This window comes from Vibrio sp. Vb0667, assembly GCF_033391095.1.
The window spans coordinates 1-1,171 of sequence record NZ_JAWPOL010000287.1 but is presented as its reverse complement, the minus strand read 5'-3'; the positions used below and the strand labels follow the sequence as shown (position 1 = coordinate 1,171).

At 45.1% G+C, this 1,171-nt stretch carries 2 protein-coding genes; both read left to right on the top strand.

Annotated features, from left to right (window positions below):
- The first annotated feature begins 4 nt into the window (after positions 1-4).
- Positions 5-535 (top strand): D-sedoheptulose 7-phosphate isomerase, encoded by a 531-nt coding sequence (gene lpcA / locus R8269_RS25330; protein WP_318222924.1) that lies wholly within the window; start codon positions 5-7, stop codon positions 533-535.
- A 52-nt stretch (positions 536-587) separates the two neighbouring features.
- Positions 588-1,171 (top strand): class II glutamine amidotransferase (locus R8269_RS25325; protein WP_318222923.1); only part of this gene is annotated, 584 nt, incomplete at its 3' end.

The following is a 1,171-nucleotide window of genomic DNA, read 5'->3' as shown; positions in this document are numbered from 1 at the left end:
TTAAGTGCTCAACAAATTTTTAAGCGATGACCATAACATTGCTCAAATCGAAGCGGCAGCGAAGATGATTGCCGATTCTTTTAAGCAAGATGGTAAGGTGCTGTCGTGCGGTAACGGTGGTTCGCACTGTGACGCAATGCACTTCGCAGAAGAGCTAACAGGGCGTTACCGTGATAATCGCCCAGGATACGCTGGTATTGCGATTTCAGATCCAAGCCACCTTTCTTGTGTCAGTAACGATTTTGGTTACGACTTTGTCTTTTCTCGTTACGTTGAAGCGGTAGGCCGCAAAGGTGATGTTCTGTTTGGTTTGTCGACATCTGGCAACTCAGGCAATATTCTTAAAGCGATTGAAGCTGCGAAAGCGAAAGGCATGAAGACTGTCGCACTGACGGGTAAAGACGGCGGTAAAATGGCTGGTCTTGCTGATGTTGAAATTCGTGTACCACACTTTGGTTATGCAGACCGTATTCAAGAAGTACATATTAAGATTATTCACATCATCATTCAGTTGATTGAAAAAGAGATGGAATAATTTTCTGCAGCCACTTTTTCGGCTGTGGTTTAGGTAAGGAGTTCGTTAAACGATGTGTGAATTGCTCGGCATGAGCGCCAATGTTCCAACGGATATCTGTTTCAGCTTTACAGGGTTGATGCAGCGTGGAGGTCGTACTGGCCCACACCGTGATGGTTGGGGAATTACTTTTTATGAAGGTAAAGGTTTTCGAACCTTTAAAGATCCAAAACCAAGCTGTGAGTCCCAAATCGCTGAATTGGTGCAAAACTATCCGATCAAAAGTCGTGCGGTTGTGAGTCATATTCGCCAAGCAAACCGTGGCGGAGTGAATTTAGAAAATACGCACCCATTCACACGTGAGTTGTGGGGCAAGTATTGGACCTTTGCTCATAATGGTCAGCTGTCTGATTACCAAGACCTGTACACTGGGCGCCATCGTCCTGTTGGTCAAACAGACAGTGAGCTCGCGTTTTGTTGGCTGCTAAAGCAGATGGAAGATCGATATCCAGAGCCTCCTCAGGACATGGAATCTGTTTTTCTCTACATCGCTAAGTGTTGTGATCAGCTCAAAGAAAAAGGCGTGTTCAATATGTTGCTCAGCGACGGCGAATTTGTCATGACGTATTGTACTAATCACTTTTATTGGATTACGCG